The sequence below is a fragment of the Nocardioides kribbensis genome (assembly GCF_015070375.1).
Classification (GTDB): Bacteria; Actinomycetota; Actinomycetes; order Propionibacteriales; family Nocardioidaceae; genus Nocardioides; species Nocardioides kribbensis.
In genome coordinates, this window is sequence record NZ_JADCLL010000005.1 from 1 (window position 1) to 20,266 (window position 20,266).

Below are 20,266 nucleotides of genomic sequence, written 5' to 3' on the forward strand. Positions count from 1 at the left end.
AGGCGCGCCGGGTCGGCCCGCACCTGCCCCCCGGCCGGCCGCCGCGCGGGCGGACGCCGCCCCGGGGCCGCGCCGCCCGCCGCGCGCCGGTCGGCCGGCCCGCTCACGCGGTCGGCTCGGTGCCGGGCTCGGCGCCGGGGGCGGCGCTGGCGTCGGGGACGTCTGCGGGCGCGCCGAGCCGGGCGCCGCTCTCGAGACGCACCCCGCGGGCCCAGTCGGCGGCGCGCATCTGCTTCTTGCCGAAGGCCTTGACCTCGCCGAGGCTGACCGCGTGGGTGCCGGTGCCGACGACGACGTGGTTCTTGCCGACCACGATCTCGCCCGGCGGCAGCGCTCCGTCGGTGATCTCGACGGGCCCGATCTTGATCCGCTCGCCCTCGAAGGTCGACCACGCACCCGGCCCGGGGGTGCAGGCCCGGATCCGGCGGTCCACGGCGGGGGCCGGCTCGCGCCAGTCGACCTCGGCGTCCTCGACGAGGATCTTCGGGGCCAGGCTGACGCCGTCCTCGGGCTGCTCGCGGGCGACGAGCGAGCCGTCCTCGATCCCGTCGAGGGTCGCCACGAGCAGCCCAGCTCCGCCCTCGGCGAGGCGGCCGAGCAGGTCGCCGGCGGTGTCGGTGGGGCGGATCCGCTCGGTCATCACGCCGAAGGTGGGGCCGGCGTCCATGGCCTTGACGATGCGGAAGGTCGTGGCGCCGGTGACCTCGTCGCCGGCCCACACCGCGTGCTGCACGGGAGCCGCCCCTCGCCAGGCCGGGAGGCAGGAGAAGTGCAGGTTGACCCAGCCGTGGGGCGGGATGTCGAGGGCCGACTGGGGCAGCAGGGCGCCGTAGGCCACGACCGGGCAGCAGTCGGGGCGCAGCGCCCGCAGGGCCTCCTGGAAGTCGGGGTCGCGCGGGTGCTCGGGCTTGAGCACCGGCACCCCGAGCTCGACGGCGCGCTGGGCGACGGGGCTGGCGGTGAGCCTGCGGCCCCGTCCGGACGGCGCGTCGGGCCGGGTGACGACGCCGACGAGCTCGTGGCCGGAGGCCGCGACGGCCTCCAGGGACGGGACGGCGACCTCGGGGGTACCGGCGAAGACGACTCTCACTGCTCTCCTCAGGTGGTGACGGTGCGCGACGGGTGCTCACCGCCGGTGTGGCTCGTGCTGTGGCTGTGCTGTGGCTGTGCTGTGGCTCGTGCTGTGGCTCGTGCTGTGGCTCGTGCTGTGGCTCGTGCTGTGGCTCGTGCTGTGGCTCGTGCTTTGGCTCGTGGGAGTGGACCGCAGCGGGGTCGGAGGACGGGTCGCGCCGGGGCCCGTCGGCCCGGCTAGAGGCCGAAACCCCGGGTGGCGTGGGGGCTGACCTTGACGGTGGGGCGCTCCAGGCCGAACCACTCCGCCTCGCGGATCTCGCGCATCGCGGCCTTGCGGGCGGCCTGGTCGAGACGGTCGACGAAGAGCACCCCGTCGAGGTGGTCGGTCTCGTGCTGGATGGCGCGGGCCAGCAGGTCGCTGCCGTGGACGGTGACCGGCTCGCCGTGCATGTCGAAGCCGCGCGCCACCACCGAGAGCGCGCGGGTGCACTCGAAGGACAGGTCGGGGATCGACAGGCAGCCCTCGAGACCGTGCTGCTCCTCCTCCGACAGCTCGAGGCGCGGGTTGACGAGGTGACCGAGCTCGCCGTCGACGTGCCAGGTGAAGACGCGCAGCCCGACGCCGATCTGGGGCGCCGCGAGCCCGGCCCCCGGCGCCTCCACCATGGTGTCGGTGAGGTCGGCCACGAGCTTGTGCAGCTCGCGGTCGAAGTCGACGACCTCGAGCGCCGGCTTGCGCAGCACGGGGTCACCGAAGAGGCGGATGGGCTGGACGGCCACGGGACTCCTTGGCGGGGCGACGGATGTGCGGTCGGTCGGCGGTGGATCGGTGGTGGACCGGTGGCCGATCACGACCGTCGCCCACCTCCACCGTCGACGTCCCAGTCTAGGCCCGCCGGGTCGGGCCCCCTAGCCGAGGCTGGGCGGGTCGACCTGGATGCGGACCGGGTCGAGCTTGCGCGAGGACCGCAGGCGCTGGAGGTCGCCGAGGGCGCGCGAGAGCTCCGGGCCGCGGTGGCGCGGGACCCTCACCACGACCCGCTCGGGGTGGTCGGGACCCTCGCCCTCCGGCACCGGCCCCAGCACCTCCGCGCCCTCGGGGGCGGCGAGGAGCACCAGGGCGTCGTCGACCGCCCCCGCCGGCCCCGAGATCGTCGCCAGGCGCGAGGCGGGCGGCAGGTGGGCGCTACGACGCTCCTCGGCCTCGCGCTCGGCGAAGCCGGCGGGGTCCCACCGGACGAGGGCCTGCAGCGCGGGGTGGGCCGGGTCGCCGACGGCCAGGGCTCGACCCCCCGGCGTCACCAGGCCCACGGCGTTGGCCCAGCGGCGCAGCGCCTCCTCGGTGGTGCGCAGGTCGGTGCGGGCCAGGGCCAGCCAGGTGTCGAGCAGGACCACCGCGGCGTAGCCGCCCTCGGCGACGGGCTCGGCCCCGGGGGTGGCCACCACGATCGCCGGGCGCGCCTCGACCCGGGCGAGCACCTCCCCGCCGGCCGACGAGGTGCGGACGCGGGTGCCGGGGAAGGAGCGCCCCAGCTCCTCGGCGGTGCGGGCGTCGCCGACCACCGGCGCACGCAGCCCCCGGTGGCCGCACTCGGGGCACGCCCACCCCGGCGCGGGCGTCGCGCACCACCGGCAGGCCGGGGGGTCGGCCGCGCCACGCAGGTGGAGGGGGCCGGAGCACACCGCGCACCGCGCCGGCGTGCGGCAGCGCTCGCAGGCCAGCGAGGCGGCGTAGCCACCCCGCGGCACCGAGACGAGCACCGGCCCCGAGCCGAGCGCGTCACGCACCAGGTCGCGCACCTGGGTCGGCAGCCGCGCGGTGCGGGCGTGGGGGTCGCGGCGCAGGTCGTGCTCACTGGCCCCGGCCACGGTCACCGTGACCGCCCGGCGCAGCGTGCCGCGGTCGGCGACGAGCTCGCGCGCCCACCCGGTGCGGACCAGGTGGTCGCCCTCCACGGTGCGCGTGAAGCCGCCGACCAGCGCGGCCGAGCCCTGCTCGGCCGCGCGCAGCAGCAGCACCTCGCGGGCGTGGGGGTAGGGCGCCCGCTGCTCGGCGTGGTTGTCGTCGCCGTCGTCCCAGATCGCCACCAGGCCGGGGCGCGCCACCGGCGCGAACGCCGCGGCGCGGGTGCCGACGGCGATCCGGCGTGAGCCCCGGGAAAGCTGGAGGAAGGCGCGGTAGCGCTGCGCCGGACCGGTGTCGGCGGTGAGCACGGCGTGCTGCGGGGGGAGCCCGGCAGCGGCGGCGGCCCGCTCGAGGGCCTCGGCCACCCGCGCGACGTCCTTGCCGTCGGGCAGGCAGAGCACCGCTCCCCCGGGCGCGCCGAGCGCCGCCAGGGCCAGCAGGTGCGGCCAGTCGGCGCCGGGTGGCGGGCCCCAGACCGCGCGGGGGGCTCCGCCCTCGGCGAGGTGGGCGAGGAAGGCCGCGCCGTGGGGGTGCTGGGCCCACGCCTCACGGCCCTGCGCGCTGAGGGCGGACACCGCGGCCGGGGGCAGCGGGGCCAGGTCACCGGAGGGCTGCTCCCCGAGGGCCTCCTTCTCCGCACCGGCGTGGCGCGGGGGCACGGCGAGGCGGAGCACGTCGGCACGGGCTCCGGCGTAGCGCTCGGCCACGGCCGCGGTCAGCGCCGCGACGCCGGGCAGCAGCACCGGCTCCGGGCTGACGACGCGGCGCAGCGGCTGGAGGACGCCGGGGTGGTCGGAGGAGGCGGCGCGCTCGACGAGGAAGCCGTCGACGTCGTGCCCGGCGAAGCGCACCTTGACCCGGACCCCGGGGCGGGCGTCGTCGGCCATCGCGGCCGGCACGGCGTAGTCGAAGGGACGGTCGAGGTGGGCCAGCGGCACGTCGACGAGCACCCGGGCGACGGGGTCGACCTCGGCGATCTCCACCTCGCGGCGCTTGCGCTCGCGGGTGGCGCGCGCCTTGACCTGCGACTCCTTCAGCGTGGCGCGCACCAGCCCCGGCAGCAGCTCGGGCTGCTCGTCACGGCGGGGGTCGGCAGGGGGCACGGGCAGATGTCTACCAGCGTCCGCCGACCGGCCCGTCGGCCCTCGACCGCCCGTCCACAGACACAGCCACGGACACAGCCACGGACGCAGCCACGGACGCAGCGCACCCGCCGGCCCCGAGGGGCCGGCGGGTGCGGGTGGTGGTGCGGGTGGTGCAGGAGTCGTGCGGGGTGCGGGCTCAGGCGCCGACGGCGGCCTTGAGGGCCTCGGCGCGGTCGGTGCGCTCCCAGGTGAACTCCGGGAGCTCGCGGCCGAAGTGGCCGTAGGCCGCGGTCCTGGCGTAGATCGGGCGCAGCAGGTCGAGGTCGGCGATGATCGCGGCCGGGCGCAGGTCGAAGACGCTCAGCACGGCCTGCTGGATCTGCTCGTCGGGCACGGTGCCGGTGCCGAAGGTCTCGATGAAGACCCCGACGGGCTGGGCCTTGCCGATCGCGTAGGCGACCTGGGCCTCGCAGCGGCGGGCCAGGCCCGCGGCCACGACGTTCTTGGCCACCCAGCGCATGGCGTAGGCCGCGGAGCGGTCGACCTTCGAGGGGTCCTTGCCCGAGAAGGCGCCACCGCCGTGGCGGGCCATGCCGCCGTAGGTGTCGACGATGATCTTGCGACCGGTCAGGCCGGCGTCGCCCATGGGGCCACCGACGACGAAGCGGCCGGTGGGGTTGACCAGGAGGCGGTAGCCCTCGGAGGAGATGTCGAAGGCCGAGAGCACCGGGTCGATGACGTGCTTCTTGACGTCGGGCTGGAGCACGGTGGCGAGGTCGACGTCGTCGGCGTGCTGGGTGGAGAGCACGACGGTGTCGATGCGCACGGGTCGGTTGTCGGCGTCGTACTCGATGGTGACCTGGGTCTTGCCGTCGGGGCGCAGGTAGTCCATGGTGCCGTCCTTGCGGACCTCCGAGAGCCGCTCGGAGAGCGTCTGCGCGATCTTGATCGGCAGGGGCATCAGCTCGGGGGTGTCGTCGCAGGCGTAGCCGAACATCAGGCCCTGGTCGCCCGCGCCCTGCTTGTCCATCGCGTCGACGGACTCCTCCAGGCGCGACTCGTAGCCGGTGTCGACGCCCTGGGCGATGTCGCCGGACTGTCCGCCGATGGCGACCATCACGCCGCAGGTCTCGCCGTCGAAGCCCTTGTCGGAGTGGTCGTAGCCGATGCTCAGGATCCGGTCGCGCACGACCTTCTTGATGTCGACGTAGCCGGTGGTGCTGACCTCGCCGGCCACGACAACCAGGCCGGTCGTCAGCAGCGTCTCGACCGCGACCCGCGAGTGGGGATCCTGCTCGAGCATCGCGTCGAGGATCGAGTCGCTGATCTGGTCGGCGATCTTGTCCGGGTGACCCTCGGTCACGGACTCCGAGGTGAACAGACGTCCGGGCACAGTGCTTCTCGCTCTCGTAGGAAGGGTGCTGCGGGCAGTGCTGGTGGTGCGCGCAACGATAACGACCGTCCCACAGTGCGGGACGCCGGTCTCAGTTGTACGCCGGGACCGGTCGGGTGCGGCTCACCCGGGGGGCTGGCCGGGGCCCGGCGGCCGGTCGGGTGGGACCGGGCCGAGCCGGAGCGTCACCTGGTCCCAGACGGCGTGGGCCAGGTGGGCCTTGGAGCCGTGGCCCACCTCCACGGCGGCGCCGTCGGCGGCCAGGACCACGGCGTCGTTGTCGGGGCTGCCGAAGACCGCTCCCCCGCTGACGTCGTTGACGACGAGCAGGTCGCAGCCCTTGCGGGTCAGCTTGGCCCGCGCCAGGTCGAGCACGCCGGCGTGGGCGTCGCCGGTCTCGGCGGCGAAGCCGACCACGACGCCGGGCCGGGTCGGACCGACGGGTCGGGCGGCCACCTCGCGCAGGATGTCGGGGTTCTGCACCAGCGCGATCGGCGGGGCAGCGCCGTCGTCGGCCTTCTTGATCTTCGCCGTGCTGACCTCGGTGGGCCGGAAGTCGGCCGGGGCGGCGGCCATGACGAGCGCGTCGGCGCCCTCCGCGGCGGCCAGGACCGCCTCGCGGAGCTGGGCCGTCGTCTCCACGCGCACGACGCGGGCTCCCGCGGGGTCGGGCAGCGTGGCGTTGGCGGCCACCAGCGTCACCGAGGCCCCCCGCGCCACGGCGGCGCGGGCCAGGGCCCAGCCCTGGAGGCCCGAGGAGCGGTTGCCGAGGAAGCGCACGGGGTCGAGCGGCTCGCGGGTGCCGCCGGCGGAGACGACCACGCGGCGACCCGCGAGGTCCTGGGCCGGCGCGGCGTCGCCGGAGCGGGCGAGCACCTGCACGCACGTCTCGAAGATCTCGCCGGGGTCGGGCAGCCGGCCCTTGCCGGTGTCGGCGCCGGTGAGGCGGCCCTCCGCCGGCTCCAGCACCAGCACGCCGCGCGAGCGCAGCGTCGCGACGTTGGCGACGGTGGCGGGGTGCTCCCACATCTCGGTGTGCATCGCGGGGGCGAGCACCACCGGGCAGCGCGCGGTGAGCAGCGTGTTGGTGAGCAGGTCGTCGGCCAGGCCGTGGGCGGCGCGCGCCAGCAGGTCGGCGGTGGCGGGGGCGACCACGACGAGGTCGGCGGACTTGCCGATGCGCACGTGGGGCACCTCGTGGACCGAGGTCCACACGTCGCTGGCCACCGGCTTGCCTGACAGCGCCGACCAGGTGGGGGCGCCGACGAACTCCAGCGCCGCGGCGGTGGGGACCACGGTGACGTCGTGGCCCGACTCGGTGAGCCGGCGCAGCAGCTCGCAGGCCTTGTAGGCCGCGATGCCGCCGGCGACGCCGAGGACGACGCGAGGCCGCTCCCCGTCGTGGGGGGCGGCCTCGTCGGTGGTGCTGGTGCTCAGGGGAGGATCACTCGTCGCCGGGCGCGAAGGACGCGTCGAGGGCGGCGGCCTTGGCAGCGGCCTCCTCGGCGGCGAGCTCGGCCGGGTCGACGTCCTCGCAGGTCAGCAGGTCGTCGTTGATCTCGCGCAGCGCGATCGACAGCGGCTTCTCCTGCACGTGGGTCTCCACGAGGGGGCCGACGTACTCCAGCAGGCCCTCGCCGAGCTGGGAGTAGTAGGCGTTGATCTGGCGGGCGCGCTTGGCGCTGTAGAGGACCAGCTTGTACTTGCTGTCGGTCTTGGTGAGCAGGTCGTCGATCGAGGGGTTGGTGACGCCCTCGGCGGCGATGTTGGGAGCAGACACGCGGAAGCCTCGCTGGGGTTGGAACGGGTCAGGGCCGGTCGGGCCGTGACGGCTCCTGCTGGAGCATCATCAAGGTTACCAAGTCGTCGGCCGCAGCGTGAACTTCGTGGTTGACGACGGTGACGTCGAACTCGGGCTCGGCGGCCAGCTCCTCCTGCGCGGTCTCCAGGCGTCGCTCCCGCTCCTCGGCGGTCTCGGTGCCCCGTCCGACGAGCCGGCGCACCAGCTCGTCCCAGGAGGGGGGCTTGAGGAAGACAAAGAGGGCCTGCGGCATGGTGCGACGCACCTGGCGCGCGCCCTGGAGGTCGATCTCGAGCATGGCCGGCCGGCCGGCGGCCAGGGCCTCCTCGACCGGTCCGCGCGGGGTGCCGTAGCGGGCCCGCTTGTGGACCACGGCCCACTCCAGCAGCTCGTCCTCGGCGACCATGCGGTCGAAGGCCTCGTCGGAGACGAAGCGGTAGTGGACCCCGTCGACCTCGCCCGGGCGGGGCGCCCGGGTGGTGGCCGAGACGGAGATCCACACGTCGGGGTGCATCTCGCGCACCGCGGCGGCCACGGTGCCCTTGCCGACGGCGGTGGGGCCGGCGAGCACGAGCAGCCGCGTCGGCGGGCCGTCGGGGGTGACGGGGGTGGCGGTGGAGGTCTCGGGGGGCGTGGCGGCGCTCACGTGGCGTCTCGGGGGCCGAACTCGCGCTCGAGCGCGGCGACCTGCTTGATGCCCAGCCCGCGCACCCGGCGGCTCTCGGCGATGCCGAGCCGCTCCATGACCTGGCGGGCGCGCACCTTGCCCAGCCCCGGCAGCGACTGGAGCAGGTCGACGACCCGCATCTTGCCGATCACCTCGTTGGTGCTGCCCTCGCGCAGCACGTCGACGATGGAGGCCCCGGAGTTCTTCAGCCGGTTCTTCACCTCCGCCCGCTCACGGCGCGACGCGGCGGCCTTGTCGAGAGCGGCCTGACGTTGCTCGGGCGTGAGGGGAGGGAGAGCCACGGGTGAGAGGTCCTTGATCGACGCGACGGTGGAGGGGGCCAGGGTCAATCTAGTCAGAACTCTCAGACGGCGGCAACGAGGGGCGGCTGACCCCGGGACGCGCGCTGCACCCGCGGGCTCCCGTCGACCCGCTCACAGGTAGAGCGGGGTCTGGCACACGTCGCGCACCTGCTGCTCCACGCTGGCCAGGGCCTGCACGGTGGCCGGCGAGGCCAGGTCGTCGGCGGCCGCGGTGATCCGGGCGCGGTCGTCGTCGGAGAGGTCGTCGGGGGGCTCGTCGGGGTCGTAGTCCTCGGGGGCGACGTCGGCGGTCTCCAGCGCGTCGCGCAGCGCCTCCAGCCTGCCCACCACCTGCTGCCACTCGTCGGCCACGTCGTCGGGGGCGCTGGCCTGGAGCGCCTCGAGCTCGGGCAGGACGCCGATGAGGGCGCCGGGCCCGCCGTCGGCGACGGCCTCGGTGATCGCCTCCTGGCTCTCCCCCACCGTCTCGCAGTAGTCCGGCTCGGCGCACCCCGCCGCCAGGAGCGCCCCGGCCAGCGCCAGCACGAGCGGGGCGCGCGAGGCGCGCCGCAGGAGCTGGGACCGGCGACGGCGGCGTACGACGGTGGAGGGGCTCACGGCGCCGAACCTAGCCCGGCGGCCCACCGACGGCGCGGGCACGCGCTCAGCCGAGCGCGGCGAGCGCGTCGTGGGTGCGTGCGACGGCGTCGCGCAGCGCCACGGGGTCCGGGCCGGCGGCGAGGACCTCGCGCGAGGAGCTGGGCAGCACCAGGCGCGCCGCGGGGCCGAAGACCCTGCGCAGGTCGGCGACCGTGCCGCCCTGGGCGCCGAAGCCGGGGGCGAGCAGGGGGCCGCGCACGTCGAGGTCCTCGGCGGTCGGGTCGACGGTGGCGCCGACGACGGCGCCGAAGGAGCCCAGCGCGTCGTCGTCGACGCCGGCGTTGAGCGCACGGAGGTGGTCGAGCACGACGCCGGCCACGCTGCGGCCGTCGGGCGCCGTGGCGTGCTGCACCTCGGGGCCCTCGGGGTTGGAGGTCAGCGCGAGCACCAGGAGCCCGGCGCCGTGGGCACGGGCGGTCTCCACGAAGGGGGTCAGCGAGCCGAAGCCGAGGTAGGGGCTCACCGTCACCGCGTCGCTGGCCAGCGGCGAGGACGGGTCGAGGTAGGCCTCGGCGTAGGCCTGCGAGGTGGAGCCGATGTCGCCCCGCTTGGCGTCCATCAGCACCAGGCTGCCCGCCTCGCGGGCGGTGGCGACCACGCGCTCGAGCACCGCGACGCCGCGCGACCCGAAGCGCTCGAAGAACGCCGACTGCGGCTTGAGCACCGAGCAGTACGGCGCCAGCGCCTCGGTCGCCGACAGCGCGAAGCGCTCCAGGCCGGCCACGTCGTCGTCGAGCCCCCACGCGCGCAGCAGCGCCGCGTGGGGGTCGATGCCCACGCAGAGCCGGCCGCGGGCCGCCGTCGCGGCCTGCAGGCGAGCGCCGAACGCCGCGGGGGTCGTGCGGGCGGCCTCGGAATCGGTCGTGCGGTCGGTCACGGGCGGTCTCCCGGTGCGGGGGTCGGGTCGGAGGTCGGGTCGGAGGTCGGGTCGTAGGTCGGGTCGGAGGTCGGGTCGGGGGTCGGGTCGGAGGACGGGTCGGAGGTCGCAGCGACGGCCGGGTCGTCGGCCAGCTCCCGGACGATGCGCGCGGCCGCGGTGGGGTCGTGCAGCAGGGCCGAGCCGACCTGCACCGCCGTGGCGCCGGCGCGCAGGTGGGCGCGGGCGTCGGCCGCGGTGGCGATGTCTCCGGCGCCGACGACCTGGAGACCGGGCAGGGCCGCGCGGACCTCGGTGACGCAGCGCAGGGCGAGGGGGCCGATCGCGGGTCCGCTGAGGCCCGCGGGCCGACCGTCGGGCATGGCCGCGGGCAGCGCGTTGCCGACCACGACCGCCGCGGCGCCGGAGTCGCGGGCCACGCGGGCGGTCTCGACCACGCGCTGCAGGTCGGGGCGCAGCTTGGCCAGCACCGGCAGCCCACGGGGCAGCTCGCGCAGCACCGCGGCGATCGCCCCGCCGGCGTGGAACGGCTCGCGCGCGTCGAGCACCCCGGCCACGACGGCGTCGGGCGCCGAGAGGTTGACCTCGATGGCGGCGACGCCGGGTGCGCTGGCCAGGCGGCGCGCGATCTCGGCGTACTCCCCCAGGGAGCGGCCGGCCACCGACACCACGACGCGCGCCCCCTGCTGCACCAGCCAGGGCAGCTCGGTGGCCAGGAACAGGTCGAGGCCGGGGTTGGGCAGGCCGGTGGCGTGCAGCAGCCCGGCCGGCGACTCCAGCAGCCGCGGCGCGGGCCCGCCGGGGCGCGGGTCGCGGGTCAGGGTCCGGGTGACGAAGGCGCCGTAGGCCGAGAGCCCGGCCGGCCCGGAGTAGCCGGCCAGCTCGCGCCCGGTGCCGCCGCAGCCCGCGGCGACCATGACGGGGCCGGCGAGGGTGATGCCGCCCAGCGAGGTGCTCACCACGCACCACCGACGGGTCCGGGCAGGTCGCGGTCGGGACCGGGGCGCCGGTCGAGATCGAGGTCGAGGTCGTCCCAGCGCACGCGGTCGCCGCGCAGCACCGGGCCGTCGACGCAGGCGCGGGCGGTGCGGGCGACGCCGTCCTCGCCGACCACCGGCACGGGGCAGCCGTGGCACAGGCCGGTGGCGCAGGTCAGCGGCTGCTCGAGAGCGACCTGGCTCCAGGCCCCGTGCTCCTCCGCGGCCAGCGCCACGGCGTGCAGCGTGGCCGCGGGGCCCGCGGCGTAGACGACCTCGGCGCCCGCCCGGCGCAGCGTCTCGGGCACGACGTCGCCGACGCGCCCGCGCACGCCCACCGAGCCGTCGCCCGTGACCACGACCACCGAGCGCGCCGAGCGTCGCGCCTCCAGCGCGGAGAGCAGCCGCGGCTCGTCGGCCGCGCCGACCACGAGGCTGACCGCGCAGCCCCGCTCGCGCAGGCGCTCGGCGAGCGGGAAGAGCGGCGCCGCGGCGTAGCCCTCGCCGACCAGCACGGTGGCCACCGGCTCCTTGGGCAGGGCGAAGGGGCGGCCCAGCGGGCCGGTCACCGGGAGGCGCGCGCCGGGCCGCAGCCCCGCCAGCCAGCCGGTGCCGCGCCCCACCGGCTCCACGACGACCTGGAGCGCCAGCCCGTGCCCGCCCACCGGACGCACCTGGTGGATCCACAGCGCGCGGCGGCCCAGCAGGTGGTCGCCGAGGGTGCCGACGGAGGCGGCGAGGAAGGTGCCGGGGCGGAAGCGCTCGGCGACGCCGGGCGCGAGCAGCGTGAGGTGCTGGTAGGCGCCGACCCGCTTGGTCGCCAGCACCTCGGCCGTGGTGTGCACCGGTCCCTGCGGCGGGCTCTGGCGACCGGGCTGCGTGGCCGGCGGGACGGGGGCGGTGGGGCTCACGCGGGGGCGTCCCCGGAGCCGGCGAGAGCGCCGGCCACCCGCCGGGGCCACGCCGGACCCTCGTAGACGAACGCGGTGTAGGCCTGCACGAGGTCGGCCCCGGCGGCCAGGCGGGCCGCGGCGGCCTCCGGGCCGTCGATGCCGCCGACCCCGACCAGCGTCAGGTCGTCGCCGACCCGACCGCGCAGCAGCCGCAGCACGGCCTCGGCGCGCGCGGCGAGCGGAGCGCCGGAGACGCCGCCGGCGCCGAGCGCGGCGACCTCCGCGGCGGGGGTGCGCAGGCCCTCGCGGGAGATCGTGGTGTTGGTGGCGATCACCCCGTCGAGCACCTCGTCGCGCCGACCGGCCACCGCCAGGTCGGCCACGGCCAGCACGTCGTCGTCGGCGAGGTCGGGGGCGATCTTGACCAGCAGCGGCACCCGGCGCCCGGGCGTCGCGCGGTCGGCGACGCGGCGTACGTGGGCCAGCAGCGGCTCGAGCCGCTCCACGGCCTGCAGCGAGCGCAGCCCGGGGGTGTTGGGCGAGCTCACGTTGACCACGAGGTAGTCGGCGTGGGGCGCCAGCAGCGAGGCGCTGCGCTCGTAGTCGGCCTCCACCGCGCGCTGGTCGTCGTCGGGCACGACCTTGGACTTGCCGATGTTGACGCCGAGGACCGGTCCGCTCCCCCGCGGCCGGCGTACGGCGCGCCGGGCCAGGCGCTCCGCCACGGCCCGCGCGCCCTCGTTGTTGAAGCCCATGCGGTTGAGCACGGCGCGGTCGGCGGTGAGCCGGAACAGCCGCGGTGCCGGGTTGCCGGGCTGGGCCAGCCCGGTGACGGTGCCGACCTCGACGTGGCCGAAGCCGAGGCCCGCGAGCGCGTCGACGCCCACGGCGTTCTTGTCGAAGCCGGCCGCCAGGCCGAGGGCGTTGGGGAACTCCAGGCCCATCGCCCGCACCGGGGCGCCGGGCGACGGGAGCCGGGAGAGCAGCGGCGCCCCGGCACGGATGCCGGCGAAGCCGAGGTGGTGGGCCCGCTCGGGGTCGATGCGCGTCGCGACGTGGTCGAAGAGCAGCGCGTAGGGCTTCACCACGGGGGTCTCACCGGCCCCGCTGCGACTCGTGCTGGGTGACCTGGGCCCACTCCTGCAGGCTGCGCACCCCGATGTCGCCACGGCGCATCGCCTCGATGCCCTGCACGGCCGCGCCGAGGCCCTGGACCGTGGTAATGCACGGGACGTTGGCCATGACCGCGGCGGTGCGGATCTCGTAGCCGTCGAGGCGGGCCTGACCGCCGCCACCGGCGCCGTAGGGGGTGTTGACGATGAGCTGGATCTCACCGTCGTGGATGAGCTGGACGGTGGTCTTCTCCCCCTGCGGGCCTGGGCCCTCGAAGTGCTTGCGCACGACGGTGCAGGCCACGCCGTTGCGGCGCAGCACCTCGGCGGTGCCCTGGGTGGCGAGGATCTCGAAGCCGAGGTCGGCGAGCACCTTGACCGGGAAGATCATGGAGCGCTTGTCGCGGTTGGCCATCGAGACGAAGACCTTGCCCTCGGTGGGCAGCGGGCCGAAGGCCGCGGCCTGCGACTTGGAGAAGGCCGTGCCGAAGTCGCGGTCGAGGCCCATCACCTCGCCGGTGGACTTCATCTCCGGGCCGAGCACGGTGTCGACCTGGGAGCCGTCGGCGGTGCGGAAGCGGTTGAAGGGCATGACCGCCTCCTTGACCGCGATGGGCTGGTCGGGCGGGAGGCTGCCGCCGTCGCCCTCGGAGCGCAGCACCCCGGCGGCGCGCAGCGAGGCCACGCTCTCGCCGAGCATGATCCGCGCGGCGGCCTTGGCCAGCGGGGTCGAGGTCGCCTTCGACACGAAGGGCACGGTGCGCGAGGCGCGCGGGTTGGCCTCGAGGACGTAGAGGATGTCGGAGCCCAGCGCGAACTGGATGTTGAGCAGGCCGCGCACGCCCACGCCCGCGGCGATGGCCTCGGTGGCCTCGCGGATGCGGGCCACCTCGTGCTCGCCGAGGGTGATCGGGGGCAGCGCGCAGGAGGAGTCGCCGGAGTGGATGCCGGCCTCCTCGATGTGCTCCATGACGCCGCCGAGGTAGAGCTCGGTGCCGTCGTAGAGCGCGTCGACGTCGATCTCGACGGCGTCGTCGAGGAAGCGGTCGACCAGCACGGGCGCGGCGCGGCTGATGAGGCCGGCGGCGACGTACTTCTCCAGGTAGGCCCGGAGCGACTCGTCGCCGTAGACGATCTCCATGCCGCGCCCGCCGAGCACGTAGGAGGGCCGCACGAGCACGGGGTAGCCGATCTCGGCGGCGATGCGCTGGGCCTCGGGGAAGGAGGTGGCGGTGCCGTGCTTGGGGGCGACCAGACCGGCCTCGGCGAGCACCCGCCCGAAGGCGCCGCGCTCCTCGGCCAGGTCGATGGCGTCGGGCGAGGTGCCGACGATCGGCACGCCCGCGGCGGCCAGGCCCTGGGCCAGGCCGAGCGGGGTCTGGCCGCCGAGCTGGCAGATGACGCCGGCGACGGGACCCGCGGCCATCTCGGCGTGGACGACCTCGAGCACGTCCTCGAGCGTGAGCGGCTCGAAGTAGAGCCGGTCGGAGGTGTCGTAGTCGGTGGAGACCGTCTCGGGGTTGCAGTTGACCATGACGGTGTCGTAGCCGGCCTCGGAGAGCGCCAGCGAGGCGTGCACGCAGGAGTAGTCGAACTCGATGCCCTGGCCGATGCGGTTGGGCCCGGAGCCGAGGATGACCACGGCCTCGCGCTCGCGCGGCAGCACCTCGGTCTCCTCGTCGTAGGAGGAGTAGTGGTACGGCGTGGCCGCCGCGAACTCCGCGGCGCAGGTGTCGACGGTCTTGTAGACCGGGCGGATGCCCAGCGCGTGGCGCACGCCGCGCACGACGTCGGCGCTCATGCCGCGGATCTTGCCGATCTGGGCGTCGGAGAAGCCGTGCCGCTTGGCCCGGCGCAGCAGGGCCGGGGTGAGCTCCTCGGCCGCGGTGACCTCGACGGCGACCTCGTTGATGAGGGCGAGCTGGTCGACGAACCACGGGTCGATGCCGGTGGCCTCGAAGATCTCCTCGGGCGTCGCGCCGGCGCGGATGGCGTCCATGACCTTGCGCAGACGACCGTCGTGGGGGGTCGCGATGACCTCGAGCAGCGCGGCCTTGTCGAGCTCGACGTGCTCCTGGTGCCAGTCGAAGACGGCGTCGGGGGACTCCAGGGAGCGCAGCGCCTTCTGCAGCGACTCGGTGAAGCTGCGTCCGATCGCCATCGCCTCGCCCACCGACTTCATGTGGGTGGTCAGGGCCGGGTCGGCGCCGGGGAACTTCTCGAAGGCGAAGCGCGGCACCTTGGTGACGACGTAGTCGAGGGTGGGCTCGAAGGAGGCCGGGGTGCTGGTGCCGTCGGGGCGGGTGGTGATGTCGTTGGGGATCTCGTCGAGGGTGTAGCCGATGGCCACCTTCGCGGCGATCTTGGCGATGGGGTAGCCGGTGGCCTTGGAGGCCAGGGCGCTGGAGCGCGAGACGCGGGGGTTCATCTCGATGACGACGAGCCGTCCGTCGCGCGGGTTGACGGCGTACTGGATGTTGCAGCCGCCGGTGTCGACGCCGACCTCGCGGATGATGCCGATGGCCATGTCGCGCATGTGCTGGTACTCGCGGTCGGTGAGCGTCATCGCCGGCGCGACCGTGATGGAGTCACCGGTGTGCACGCCCATCGGGTCGAGGTTCTCGATGGAGCAGATGATGACCACGTTGTCGGCGGTGTCGCGCATGACCTCGAGCTCGTACTCCTTCCAGCCGAGGATCGACTCCTCGAGGAGCACCTCGGTGGTCGGGCTGGCGGCCAGGCCGGAGCCGGCGATGCGGCGCAGGTCGGACTCGTCGAAGGCGATGCCCGAGCCGGTGCCGCCCATGGTGAAGGAGGGCCGCACGACGATGGGGTAGCCGAAGCGCTCGACGGCGGCGAGGCAGTCGTCCATCGTGTGGCAGATCATCGAGCCCGCCACCTCGCCGCCGAGGTCCTCGACGATCCCCTTGAACACCTGCCGGTTCTCGCCGCGGTCGATGGCCTCGATGGAGGCGCCGATGAGCTCGACGTCGTACTTCTCCAGCACCCCGGCGGCGTCGAGCGCCATCGCGGCGTTGAGCGCGGTCTGGCCCCCGAGGGTCGCCAGCAGGGCGTCGGGACGCTCCTTGGCGATGACCTTCTCCACGAACTCCGGGGTGATCGGCTCGACGTAGGTGGCGTCGGCGAACTCCGGGTCGGTCATGATCGTGGCCGGGTTGGAGTTGACCAGGACGACGCGGATGCCCTCGTCCTTGAGCACCCGGCAGGCCTGGGTGCCGGAGTAGTCGAACTCGCAGGCCTGGCCGATGATGATCGGCCCGGAGCCGATGACCAGGACGCTCTTGATGTCCTCGCGCTTGGGCATGTCAGTTGCCTCCCGTGCTCGCGGCGGTGGCGGGCCCGGCGGCGGACCGGCCCCGGGACTGCATGAGGTCGACGAAGCGGTCGAAGAGGTACGCCGCGTCGTGCGGGCCGGCCGCGGCCTCGGGGTGGTACTGCACCGAGAAGCCGAGCAGGTCGCCGTCGGGCGAGCGCAGCTCGAGGCCCTCGACGACGTCGTCGTTGAGGCAGACGTGGCTCACCGAGGCCGGGCCCCAGCGGGTCGCGAACGCCTCGTCGTGGCCCACGCCCTCGGGCCAGGCCACGGCGAAGCCGTGGTTGTGGGCGGTGACCTCGACCTTGCCGGTGGTGCGGTCCATCACGGGCTGGTTGATGCCGCGGTGGCCGTAGACCAGCTTGAAGGTGCCCAGGCCCAGGGCCCGGCCGAAGAGCTGGTTGCCGAAGCAGATCCCGAAGTACGGCACACCCGCGTCGAGCGCGGCCTGGAGCAGCTCGACCTGGCGGGTGGTGGCCGCCGGGTCGCCGGGGCCGTTGGAGTAGAAGAGCCCGTCGGGGCTCACCGCGAGCACGTCCTCGAGGGTCGACGTCGCCGGCAGCACGTGCACCTCGATGCCGCGCTCGGCCATGCGGTGGGGGGTCATCGTCTTGATGCCGAGGTCGAGGGCGGCGACCCTCAGCCGGCGCTCGCCGACCGCGGGCACGACGTAGGCCTCGGTCGTCGAGACCTCGCCGGCCAGCTCGCTGCCGGCCATCTCGCCCGAGGCGCGCACGCGCTCGAGCAGGGCGGCGGGGTCGCTCTCGGTGGTGGAGATGCCCACGCGCATCGCCCCCCGCTCGCGCAGGTGGCGGGTCAGGGCGCGGGTGTCGACGCCGGAGATGCCGACGACGCCCTGGGCGGCCAGCTCCTCGTCGAGGGTGCGGCGGCTGCGCCAGCTGCTCGGCACGCGGGCGGGGTCGCGCACGACGTAGCCCGCCACCCAGATGCGGCGGGACTCGGGGTCCTCGTCGTTGACGCCGGTGTTGCCCACGTGAGGGGCGGTCATCACGACGACCTGGCGGTGGTAGGACGGGTCGGTGAGCGTCTCCTGGTAGCCGGTCATGCCGGTGTTGAAGACGGCCTCGCCGAAGGTCTCGCCCTCGGCTCCGAAGGCCTCGCCGTGGAACGTGCGGCCGTCCTCGAGGACGAGCACCGCGGGGGCATGCGTGGGCACGCCGTACCTCCTTCTCCGCCTCACGGGACGGATCGTTAAAGGATGTTCGAGCGGCGCCGAGCCTAGCAGCGGACGGGCCGTGGCCCGGTGCGGTGTCCGGGCCGTGGCGCGTCCCCGGGCCCGGGCCGGGTCAGCGGCGCCGGCCCGTGCCCCGGGTGGCGGGCGCGGTCCAGGGGTCGTCGGGCCAGGCGTGCTTCGGGTAGCGACCGCGCAGCTCGGCGCGCACCGCGGGGTAGCCGGTGGCCCAGAAGGACGCGAGGTCGGCGGTGACCGCCACCGGGCGGCGGGCCGGGGAGAGCAGGTGCACCAGCACGGGCACCCGCCCGTCGGCCACCCGCGGGGTCTCGGCCCACCCGAAGGCCTCCTGCACGCGCACGGCGAGCACCGGCTGGTCCCCCTCGTAGTCCAGGCGCACCGCCGACCCGCTGGGCACCGTGAGCCGCTCGGGCGCCAGCTCGTCGAGACGCCCGGCCTGCGGCCAGGGCAGCAGCCGGCGCAGCGCGCCGAGGACGTCGACACGGGCCAGGTCGCGGGCCGTGCGCACGCGGGCCAGCTCCGGGCCCAGCCACGACTCCGCGGACTCCAGCAGCGCGGCGTCGGAGACGTCGGGCCACGGCTCCCCCACCGCGGTGCGCAGGAAGGCCAGTCGTCGGCGCAGGGCGTGCGCGGCCTCCGACCAGGGCAGGGCCGCGAGACCGTCGCGGCGCAGCCCGTCGCGCACCGCGGCCGCGACGAGCTCGGCGGGCGGCCGGGCCAGGGTGCTGCTGGCCAGCTCGACGGCACCGAGCCGGGTCACCCGGCGGGCCCGCACCCGACCCTGCTCCCAGCGCACGTCGTCCTCCTCGCGCCACACCGGCGCGGCCGCCTCGAGCGCCAGGTCCTCGTCGAGCGGGGCCGCGGAGCGCACGGTGGCGTCGCGCTGGCCCGAGCGGCGGTCGACGCCCGCCACCGCGAGCCACTCCAGCCCGCGCAGGGCCGACTCGCCCCGGCCCAGCACCGCCCCGGTGCCGCCGACCATCACGTAGGCCTCCGAGCCGGCCCGCTTGCGGGCGATCCGGTCGGGGTGGGCCAGGGCGACGACCGCGCCCACGGCGAGGTCGTCGGTCATCGCCGGGGCCGCGGCGCCGCCACCGTGGTCGGCGGGCAGGGAGGCCCGCAGCCGCTCGGCGGTGGTGCGCCACGCGGCCGAGGCCGGGCCGCCCCGGCGTACGGCACGCAGCGCCGCGACCAGGTCGCCGCCGGGGACCCGGACGTCGTCGGCCAGGAGGGCCACCACCTCGGCGGCCCGGCGGGCCCCCACCGCCGCGGCGCCGTCGAGCAGCGCCCGCGCCAGCCGCGGGTCGGCGGGCACCCCGGCGATCGCGCGGCCACGAGCGGTGACGGCTCCGGCGTCGTCGACGGCGCCGAGGCCGGCGAGGGTGGCACGGGCCAGCGCGAGCGGACCGGGCGGGGGCGGGTCGAGGAGGGCGAGGCCGGCGCCGTCGGGGACGCCCCACACGGCGAGCTCCAGGGCGAGGGCCGTGAGGTCGGCGGTGAGGATCTCCGGCTGCGGGTGGGCCTCGAGGTGGGCGTGCTCGGCCTCCGACCAGCAGCGCAGCACCGCCCCGGCGGCCTCGCGGCCGGCGCGTCCGGCCCGCTGCTCGGCGGCGGCGCGGCTCACCCGCACCGTGACGAGGCCGGCCAGACCGCGCGCGTGGTCGGTGCGCGGCTCCCGCGACAGCCCGGCGTCGACCACCACGCGCACCCCCGGCACCGTGAGCGACGACTCCGCGACCGCGGTCGACACCACGACGCGGCGGCGCTCCCCCGGGCTCAGCGCGCGATCCTGGTCGACGGCCGGAAGGCGACCGTGCAGCGGACGGACGTCGACCCCGGCGGCGGCAGCTGCTGGCGCGAGCCGGCGCACGACGCCGTCGACCTCCGCGACGCCCGGCACGAAGACCAGCACGTCGCCCGGGTGCTCGGCGAGCGCGACGCGGGTCGTCGCGGCCACGTGGTCGAGGAAGGCCGGGGTCACCCCGCGGTCGTCGGCGCGGCGCACGGCGGGCGGTGGCGGGCACCAGCGACGCTGCACCGGGTGGAGCGCGCCGGGCACGTCCACCACCGGCACGGCGGTGCTGACGGCGCCGGGCGACCCCGCACCTGCGCCGCGCGGGGCGCCCTCGTCGCTGGTGGCGCCGCCGTTGTTGGCGCTGCTGTCGCTGTCGTCGCTGCCGTCGCTGTCGTCGCTGTCGTCGCTGTCGTCGCTGTCGTCGCTGTCGTCGCCAGGATCCTGGTGCGACGGCACCGCGCCCGTGCCGTCGGACGCGTCCGTGGGGTGGTGGGCCTCGGGGCCGAGGAGCGCGGCCGTGCGGGTCGCCTCGACGGTCGCGGACATCGCCACGAGCAGCAGGTCCTCGCGCAGGTTCTGCCGGACGTCGACGAGCAGGGCGAGCGTCAGGTCACCGTCGAGGTGGCGCTCGTGCACCTCGTCGAGCACCACCGCCCCGACCCCGGGCAGGTCGGGGTCGCGCTGGAGCCGCCGCAGCAGCACCCCGGTGGTGACCACCTCGACCCGCGTGGCGGGTCCGGCGCGTCGCTCGCCCCGCACCGTGTAGCCGACCGTCTCCCCCACGGGCTCACCGAGCAGGTGGGCCAGACGCCGGGCCGCGGCGCGTGCGGCGATGCGGCGCGGCTGGGTCACCACGACGCGACCGCCCCCGCCGCCCAGGAGGTCGGCGACCAGCAGCGGCACCAGGGTGGTCTTGCCGGTGCCGGGCGGCGCCTGCACCACCGCGGCGCCGTGGTCCTCCAGTGCGACACGCAGCGCGGGCAGTCCCGCGACCACCGGGAGGTCCGGCGGGTGGGCCAGCAGTCGCCGGATCGGGTCGCTCACCGGCACAGTGTCTCGCGCGCCGCGCGACCGGGACGGGCCTCCCGTCGGTGAGGCCCTCCCCGCGGAGCCGTGCTCGGGTCGACCGCACGCTCGGCCGATCCGCCGCGTCAGCGGCGCCGGCTCCGCCGCACGA

At 75.9% G+C, this 20,266-nt stretch carries 16 protein-coding genes; all 16 read right to left on the minus strand.

From position 1 onward, the window contains the following. Positions 1-103: 103 nt before the first annotated feature. The 16 genes from fmt to hrpB all read right to left on the minus strand — a co-directional run bounded on the left by fmt (position 104) and on the right by hrpB (position 20,133). Positions 104-1,090, minus strand: a complete 987-nt coding sequence (fmt, locus tag IR170_RS11275) for a methionyl-tRNA formyltransferase (protein WP_193664058.1) — start codon at positions 1,088-1,090, stop codon at positions 104-106. A gap of 218 nt (positions 1,091-1,308) precedes the next feature. After that, the gene (gene def / locus IR170_RS11280; RefSeq protein ID WP_193664060.1) at positions 1,309-1,854 is read right to left on the minus strand and encodes a peptide deformylase; all 546 of its coding nucleotides are present in this window, start codon (positions 1,852-1,854) and stop codon (positions 1,309-1,311) included. Between the two features lie 129 nt (positions 1,855-1,983). Then, positions 1,984-4,083 (minus strand): primosomal protein N', encoded by a 2,100-nt coding sequence (locus IR170_RS11285; RefSeq protein WP_193664062.1) that lies wholly within the window; start codon positions 4,081-4,083, stop codon positions 1,984-1,986. Positions 4,084-4,261: 178 nt separating this feature from the next. After that, positions 4,262-5,458, minus strand: coding sequence for a methionine adenosyltransferase (metK, locus tag IR170_RS11290; RefSeq protein ID WP_193664112.1), 1,197 nt, complete (start codon positions 5,456-5,458; stop codon positions 4,262-4,264). Between the two features lie 123 nt (positions 5,459-5,581). Further along, entirely contained in the window at positions 5,582-6,895 is a 1,314-nt protein-coding gene (gene coaBC / locus IR170_RS11295) for a bifunctional phosphopantothenoylcysteine decarboxylase/phosphopantothenate--cysteine ligase CoaBC (RefSeq protein ID WP_193664687.1), read from the minus strand. 7 nt (positions 6,896-6,902) lie between these two features. Further along, positions 6,903-7,238, minus strand: a complete 336-nt coding sequence (rpoZ, locus tag IR170_RS11300; protein ID WP_056862795.1) for a DNA-directed RNA polymerase subunit omega — start codon at positions 7,236-7,238, stop codon at positions 6,903-6,905. A gap of 28 nt (positions 7,239-7,266) precedes the next feature. Continuing rightward, positions 7,267-7,836 carry a guanylate kinase gene (gene gmk / locus IR170_RS11305; protein ID WP_227489157.1) on the minus strand — a complete coding sequence of 190 codons (570 nt, stop codon included), beginning with the start codon at positions 7,834-7,836 and terminating at the stop codon, positions 7,267-7,269. A gap of 65 nt (positions 7,837-7,901) precedes the next feature. Further along, positions 7,902-8,228, minus strand: a complete 327-nt coding sequence (gene mihF / locus IR170_RS11310; RefSeq protein WP_056862998.1) for an integration host factor, actinobacterial type — start codon at positions 8,226-8,228, stop codon at positions 7,902-7,904. A gap of 132 nt (positions 8,229-8,360) precedes the next feature. Continuing rightward, the gene (locus tag IR170_RS11315; RefSeq protein ID WP_193664117.1) at positions 8,361-8,846 is read right to left on the minus strand and encodes a hypothetical protein; all 486 of its coding nucleotides are present in this window, start codon (positions 8,844-8,846) and stop codon (positions 8,361-8,363) included. Positions 8,847-8,892: 46 nt separating this feature from the next. Next, the gene (gene pyrF / locus IR170_RS11320) at positions 8,893-9,765 is read right to left on the minus strand and encodes an orotidine-5'-phosphate decarboxylase (protein WP_193664119.1); all 873 of its coding nucleotides are present in this window, start codon (positions 9,763-9,765) and stop codon (positions 8,893-8,895) included. After that, positions 9,762-10,724 (minus strand): tRNA-dihydrouridine synthase, encoded by a 963-nt coding sequence (locus IR170_RS11325; RefSeq protein WP_193664122.1) that lies wholly within the window; start codon positions 10,722-10,724, stop codon positions 9,762-9,764. Before IR170_RS11325 ends, pyrF begins: the two co-directional genes overlap by 4 nt. Next, positions 10,721-11,653, minus strand: a complete 933-nt coding sequence (locus IR170_RS20325; RefSeq protein WP_193664129.1) for an iron-sulfur cluster-binding protein — start codon at positions 11,651-11,653, stop codon at positions 10,721-10,723. Before IR170_RS20325 ends, IR170_RS11325 begins: the two co-directional genes overlap by 4 nt. Next, the gene (locus IR170_RS11335) at positions 11,650-12,723 is read right to left on the minus strand and encodes a quinone-dependent dihydroorotate dehydrogenase (protein ID WP_193664130.1); all 1,074 of its coding nucleotides are present in this window, start codon (positions 12,721-12,723) and stop codon (positions 11,650-11,652) included. Before IR170_RS11335 ends, IR170_RS20325 begins: the two co-directional genes overlap by 4 nt. A gap of 7 nt (positions 12,724-12,730) precedes the next feature. Beyond that, positions 12,731-16,072 carry a carbamoyl-phosphate synthase large subunit gene (carB, locus tag IR170_RS11340; RefSeq protein WP_193664153.1) on the minus strand — a complete coding sequence of 1,114 codons (3,342 nt, stop codon included), beginning with the start codon at positions 16,070-16,072 and terminating at the stop codon, positions 12,731-12,733. Position 16,073: 1 nt separating this feature from the next. Beyond that, complete coding sequence (gene carA / locus IR170_RS11345) at positions 16,074-17,258, minus strand: glutamine-hydrolyzing carbamoyl-phosphate synthase small subunit (protein WP_193664164.1); 1,185 nt, start codon at positions 17,256-17,258, stop codon at positions 16,074-16,076. 130 nt (positions 17,259-17,388) lie between these two features. Next, on the minus strand, positions 17,389-20,133 hold the full coding sequence (hrpB, locus tag IR170_RS11350) for an ATP-dependent helicase HrpB (RefSeq protein ID WP_406603382.1): 2,745 nt from the start codon (positions 20,131-20,133) through the stop codon (positions 17,389-17,391). Between the last annotated feature and the right edge of the window lie 133 nt (positions 20,134-20,266).

What these genes read in the sequence shown, in the direction of transcription:
- carB (WP_193664153.1), bottom strand. Translation starts at nt 16,072, where the DNA reads ATGCCCAAGCGCGAGGACATCAAGAGCGTCCTGGTCATCGGCTCCGGG.